General features: G+C 71.6%; 6 protein-coding genes. 3 read left to right on the top strand and 3 right to left on the bottom strand.

The features are described 5' to 3' along the window. The first annotated feature begins 180 nt into the window (after window positions 1–180). From AC2D9U_RS02455 to AC2D9U_RS02445, 3 genes are read left to right on the top strand one after another with little or no spacing between them, the layout of a single operon-like run. Complete coding sequence (locus AC2D9U_RS02455) at window positions 181–969, top strand: SapC family protein (RefSeq protein ID WP_484746097.1); 789 nt, start codon at window positions 181–183, stop codon at window positions 967–969. A gap of 16 nt (window positions 970–985) precedes the next feature. Continuing rightward, window positions 986–2,947, top strand: a complete 1,962-nt coding sequence (locus AC2D9U_RS02450) for a preprotein translocase subunit SecA (RefSeq protein ID WP_484746093.1) — start codon at window positions 986–988, stop codon at window positions 2,945–2,947. 17 nt (window positions 2,948–2,964) lie between these two features. After that, window positions 2,965–3,768: an efflux RND transporter periplasmic adaptor subunit gene (locus AC2D9U_RS02445; protein WP_484746091.1), complete on the top strand. Its 804-nt coding sequence runs from the start codon at window positions 2,965–2,967 to the stop codon at window positions 3,766–3,768. On the opposite strand, the gene AC2D9U_RS02440 is transcribed toward AC2D9U_RS02445, so the two are convergent. Genes AC2D9U_RS02440 through AC2D9U_RS02430 form a run of 3 tightly spaced genes read right to left on the bottom strand, consistent with a single transcriptional unit; the run spans window position 3,760 to window position 5,659 of the window. After that, window positions 3,760–3,924 carry a DUF1289 domain-containing protein gene (locus tag AC2D9U_RS02440; RefSeq protein ID WP_484746088.1) on the bottom strand — a complete coding sequence of 55 codons (165 nt, stop codon included), beginning with the start codon at window positions 3,922–3,924 and terminating at the stop codon, window positions 3,760–3,762. The two genes, AC2D9U_RS02445 and AC2D9U_RS02440, sit on opposite strands and share 9 nt — an antisense overlap. Before the next feature lie 8 nt (window positions 3,925–3,932). Then, the gene (locus AC2D9U_RS02435) at window positions 3,933–4,697 is read right to left on the bottom strand and encodes an SDR family NAD(P)-dependent oxidoreductase (protein WP_484746085.1); all 765 of its coding nucleotides are present in this window, start codon (window positions 4,695–4,697) and stop codon (window positions 3,933–3,935) included. Then, complete coding sequence (locus AC2D9U_RS02430; RefSeq protein ID WP_484746082.1) at window positions 4,694–5,659, bottom strand: 3-hydroxyacyl-CoA dehydrogenase family protein; 966 nt, start codon at window positions 5,657–5,659, stop codon at window positions 4,694–4,696. The genes AC2D9U_RS02435 and AC2D9U_RS02430 overlap by 4 nt, the downstream gene beginning before the upstream one ends. Between the last annotated feature and the right edge of the window lie 14 nt (window positions 5,660–5,673).

The following is a 5,673-nucleotide window of genomic DNA, read 5'->3' as shown; positions in this document are numbered from 1 at the left end:
CCGCGCCGCCCATTGCCAGCCTGTCCCGCCCGAAGGCACCCTCTCCCGCGCAGCGCGGCGAAACATCCTGAAGCTGAGTTGCATCGGGCTGAAACACAGGCCGCGCGTTTTCGGGGCTCAATGTGCAGGACGTCCGGGCAGCGCGACCCGGCCGTAACGAGGACAGGAGGGGATTTGACCATGGCGACCCAGCAGCTTTTCTACCGCACCGCGGTGCCGGTGAGCTTCCAGCGGCACAAGGACTGGTCGGTCAAGACCGGCGACAGCTACAGCTTCGCGGCCGATGTGAATTCCGTGCCTGTCACCGCCATCGAATTCGCGCAGGCCGCGGCCGAATACCCGGTGGTCTTCGCCGGCAATGAGCAGTCGGTCTTCCCCGCCGTCATCCTGGGTGTGCGCGACAACCAGAACCTGCACGTCACGCCCGAGGGCAAGTGGAGCGGCAAGTACATCCCCGCCTTCGTGCGCCGCTACCCCTTCGTCTTCTCCCAGGATGCGGAGGGCAAGACCTTCACGCTGCACATCGACGAGACCTTCAGCGGCTGCAACCAGGCCGGGCGCGGCGAGAAGTTGTTCGACGCGGATGGCGAGCAGACGCAGTACCTGCGCACCGTGCTGGGCTTCCTGCAGGACTACCAGGCGCGCTTCCAGCGCACGCGGGCCTATTGCGACCGGCTGCTGGAACTCAAGCTGCTGCAGCCGATGCAGGCGCAGTTCACGCTGAGCGGCGGCGAGCAGCGCTCCCTCTCCGGCTTCATGGTGATCGACCGCGCCAAGCTGAAGGCCCTGCCCGCGGATGTGCTGGCCGACATGGTGGCGAAGGATGAGATGGAGTGCAGCTTCCTGCACCTCGCCTCGCTGCGCCATTTCCAGGACATGCTGGAACTGACGCAGGCGCCGGCAGCCGCCCCGGCGCCCGCCCCGGCACCGGCTGAGCCTGCCCTGGCCGAGCCCGCCGCCGTCCATTGAAACGCCGGCGCGTGGCATGACCGCGCTGGCCGCCTGGGCGCCGCCCGCGCTCGACCCCTACCCTGAGCGGGCGGATCCCAAGCCGCATTGGCTCGATGGGGTCGAGACGGCGGTGCTCGCCGCGCCCCGCGCGCTGGCCGCGCGGGCACGCGCGCGTACCGCCTGGCAGGTGGTGCGCGAGGCCGCGGCGCTGGAACCGGGGATCGCCGCGCTCGACGCCACCGCGCTGCAGGCGGAACTGCGCGTGCTGCGCGATTCCCTGCGGCGCCAGGGCCTGGTGCGCGCCCTGCTGCCGCGCGGCGCGGCGCTGCTGCGAGAGGTCGCGCGGCGCGAGCTTGGCCTGCGGCATCACGACGTGCAGCTTTTCGGTGCGCTCACCATCCTCGATGGCCGCATCGCCGAGATGGATACGGGCGAGGGCAAGACCGTGACCGCGGCGCTCGCCGCCGGCCTTGCCGCGCTGTCGGGCAGGGCGACGCATGTGGTGACGGTGAACGACTACCTCGCCGAGCGCGACGCCGCGGCGCTGCGCCCCTTCTACGCCGCGCTGGGCCTGAGCGTGGGCGCCGTGCTGCACGGCATGGCCCCGGCGGCGCGGCGCGCGGCCTATCGCTGCGACATCGCCTATGCCGCCAACAAGGAGCTTGCCTTCGACTATCTGCGCGATCGCCTCGCGCTCGGCCGCGCCATGGGCCCCGCGCGGCGCAAGCTGCGCGCGGTGCTGGGCGAAGCGGCGCCGACGCAAGGGGTCGTGCTGCGTGGCCTCGACTTCGCCATCGTCGATGAGGCCGACAGCGTGCTGATCGATGAGGCGCGCACGCCGCTGATCATCTCGCGCGAGACCGATGCGGCGGCCGAACGGCAATGGGCGGAGACCGCGCTCGCGCTGGCCGATGCGCTGGTCGAGGGCCAGCACTACCGCGTCCTGCTGCAGGAACGCCGCGTGCAGCTGACCGAGGCCGGGCGCAGGTACCTCGCCGAGAGGGGCGAGCGGCTGGGTGGCATCTGGGCCGGGCGCATCCGGCGCGAGGAAGCCGCGCGCCAGGCGCTCAGCGCGCGCGCGCTGTTCCATGCCGGCGACCAGTATGTGGTGCGCGAGGGCAAGGTCGAGATCGTGGACGAGAACACCGGCCGCATCATGGCCGACCGCTCCTGGAGCGACGGGCTGCACCAGATCATGGAGGTGAAGGAGGGTGTTGCGGTCACCACGCGCAAGCTCACCCTCGCGCGCATGACCTATCAGCGCCTGTTCCGCCGCTACCGCCTGCTGGCCGGCATGACCGGCACGGCGGCCGAGGCGCGGGGCGAGTTCTGGCGCGTCTACCGGCTGCGCGTCGCGCGCGTGCCGCCGCACCGCCCCTCGCGCCTCGCACGCGGCGCCTTGCGTGTGCTGGCCGATGAGGAGGCGAAATGGCAGGCCGTGGCGGCGCGCGTCGCGGAGGTCACGGCGCAGGGAAGGCCCGTGCTGGTCGGCACGCGCTCGGTCGCGGCCTCGCGCGCGGTGAGTGCCGTGCTGGACGCGGCGGGCATCGCCCATGCCGTGCTGAACGCCGAGCAGGATGCCGAGGAAGCCGCCATCATCGCCGCCGCCGGCCAGGCCGGGCGCGTGACGGTGGCGACCAACATGGCCGGGCGTGGCGTGGACATCCTGCTGGGCGAGGGCGTCGCGCAGGCGGGTGGGCTGCATGTCATCCTCACCGAGCGCCACGACACGCGCCGCATCGACCGCCAGCTCGAAGGCCGGGCCGGGCGCCGCGGCCTGCCGGGCAGCGCGGAGGCGATCCTCTCGCTGCGCGACCCGCTTCTGGCGCTTGTGCCGGCGCATCCGGCGCGCTGGCTCGGCCTGTGGGGGGCCCGTTGGCTCTTCGATGCCGCGCAGGCGCGCGCCATGCGGGCGCATCGGCGCGCGCGCATCGACCTCTTGGAACAGGAACGCCGGCTCGGCACCATGCTGGCCTTCGCGGGGGAAGTGGAATGAGGCGCCAACTCTGCCTTATGGCGTTCGGGCTTTCGCTGCTGCCGGGCCTCGCCCTGGCGCAGGAGAGCTTCGATTGCGTCATCGAGCCCTCGCTCACGCTGCGCCTGAGCAGTCCCATCACCGGCATCATCGCGAGCATCGAGGTCGAGCGCGGCCAGGCGGTGACGCGCGGGCAGGTGGTGGCGCGGATGGAAAGCACGGTGGAGGCCGCGACGCTCGAACTCGCCCGCGCGCGCGCCGTCAGCACCGCGGAGGTCGAGGCGCGGCGCGCGCGGCTCGACCAGATCCGCAGCGAATTGGCGCGGGCGGCGAGCCTGCATGAACGCTCCGTCGTCTCCACCCAGCGGCTCGAGGAGCTGCGCGCCAATGCCCAGATCGCGGCCAGCGAGGTGGCGCTGGCCGAACTGAACCGCCGCCTCTCGGGCATCGAGGCGCAGCGCGTGGAAGCCGCGCTGGAGCAGCGCACCATCCGCAGCCCCGTCGATGGCGTGGTGACGGGGCGCAACCTCGGCCCCGGCGAGTATGTGAACCAGGAGAATCACATCCTCTCCGTGGCGCAGCTCGACCCGCTGCATGTCGAGACCTTCCTGCCGGTGCGCCTGCATGGGCGCGTGCGGCTGGGCACGAGCGCCACGGTGCGGCCCGACCCGCCGGTGGGTGGGGTCTACAGCGCCGAGATCCGCGTGGTGGATGACGTCTTCGACGCGGCGAGCGGCACTTTCGGCGTGCGGCTCACCCTGCCCAATGCGGACCGCGCGCTGCCCGGCGGCGTGCGCTGCCGCATCACCTTCGAGGGCGTGGCCGCACCTGCCCTACGGTAGAGTCGCGCGCCGTTCGGCGGCGGCGGCGAGGATGGCGGCGCGCTGTTCCGCCGTGGCGCGCGGCCAGGCGGAGATCTCCGCCATGTTGCGCCCGCAGCCCAGGCAGATGCCCCGCGCGGGGTCGAGCTTGCAGATGCGGATGCAGGGCGAGGGCACGGCGAGGGTCAAACCGTCAGCCCGCCATCCACCACCACCGTCTGCCCCGTGACCATCGCCGCGCCGGCGAGCAGGAAGACGATGACCTCGGCCAGATCCTCGGGCGTGCAGCGGCGCTTGAGCAGTGCGTTCTCGATGGAGGCGCGGCGCTGCTCGGGCGTCCACTCGATCATCCAGGTGGAATCGACTGCGCCGGGGGCGACCGCGTTCACCCGCACCTCTGGCGCCAGGCCGCGCGCAAGGTTCTTGGTGAGGCTGATGACGCCCGCCTTGGTCGCGCCATAGGCCATGGAGGAGCCGGCGGAATTGATGCCGGCGATGGAGGCGATGTTCACCATGGCACCCCCCGCCGCGCGTAGCGCCGGCCCCGCGGCCTTGGCGCAGCGGAAGACGCCGCGGAGATTCACCTCCAGCACAGCGTCCCACAGCTCTTCCGTGAGCCTGTCGAATTCATGCGGCGCGATGGCGCTCTGCGTGCCCGGCGTGCCGGCATTGTTCACGAGGTAGTCGAGCCGCCCGAGATCCGCCACGGCCTGGCCGACCATGCGTGCGGCATCCGCGGCGTCCGCGACATTGCCCGGCGCGGGCAGGATGCGCGCATTGGTCAGCGCCTGAAGCTGCGCCACGGCAGCCGGGCCACGTGCGTCGCCGGCGAGGAAGTTCACGGCCAGGGAACAGCCGCTCTTCGCCAGCAGCGTCGCGGTGGCGAGCCCGATGCCGGAGGCGCCGCCGGTGACCAGCGCCGTCTTGCCGGTGAGGTCGTAGGTGATCATGGCTTGCGTCCTGCTCCCGCCATGGTGCCGATGGCGCGCAGCGCGCGCTTCAATTCCAGCAGGCGGCGGTCCCGCGCCTCGAACAGCGTGGTCGGGTCCTGTCCACCCCAATCGTAGAAGCCCGCACCCGCCATCACGCCGGTGCGGCCCTCCGCCACCAACCGGTCCACCGTGTCCGAGCGCCCGCGCACCGGCGGGGGTTCATACATGCGGTTCTTCAGACTGGTCTGCGTAAAACCCAGGCCGGTGAAATCCGCCTTCGCCAGCACGCCCAGGATGGGCAGGCGCAGGGCGATGCCCTCTATGATCGCGGTGTCGATCTCCTCGGCCGAGGCGATGCCCTCATCGAGCAGTTTCTGGACCTCGAGCCCGATGGCGGATTGCACGCGGTTCGCGACATAGCCGGGGATGAATTTGCGCATCACCACGGGCATCTTGCCCATGCCCTCACAGAAGTCGCGCGCGAAGGCGACGACGCGCGGATCGGTCTCGGGCCCGCCCACGATGTCCACCAGATCGACCAGATAGGGCGGCGTGTACCAATGCATGATCAGCGACCGCGCCTGGCGCCGGGCGGGGATCAGCGGGAAGGGGTCGAGGTAGCTGGTGTTGCTCGCGATCACCGCGGCCGAGGGGGCGTGGCGGTCGATCTGCTCGAACAGGGTTCGCTTGGCCTCGGGCTGCTCGATGATCGCCTCGAGGATGAGGTCGGCCTCCTCCACCGTCTCAGCCAGGGTGGGCAGGCGCGTGACGCGGCCATGCAGCCACTCGGCATCGGCCGCGGCGGGCGCCTCGTCGGCGGCGACGAGGGTGGCGAGCGCGGCCTCCATCAGCGGGCCGGCCTTGTCGAGCGTGGCCATGGAGGAATCGGTGAGGCGCACCTCATGCCCGCCCAGCGCGAACACCACGGCGAGCGCGTGGCCCATCGTGCCCGCGCCGATCACCGCGACCTTGATGCCCATGCCTACCGTTTCCC

Source organism: Roseomonas sp. TF40 (assembly GCF_057219975.1).
This window is presented reverse-complemented; position numbering and strand designations above follow the sequence as displayed.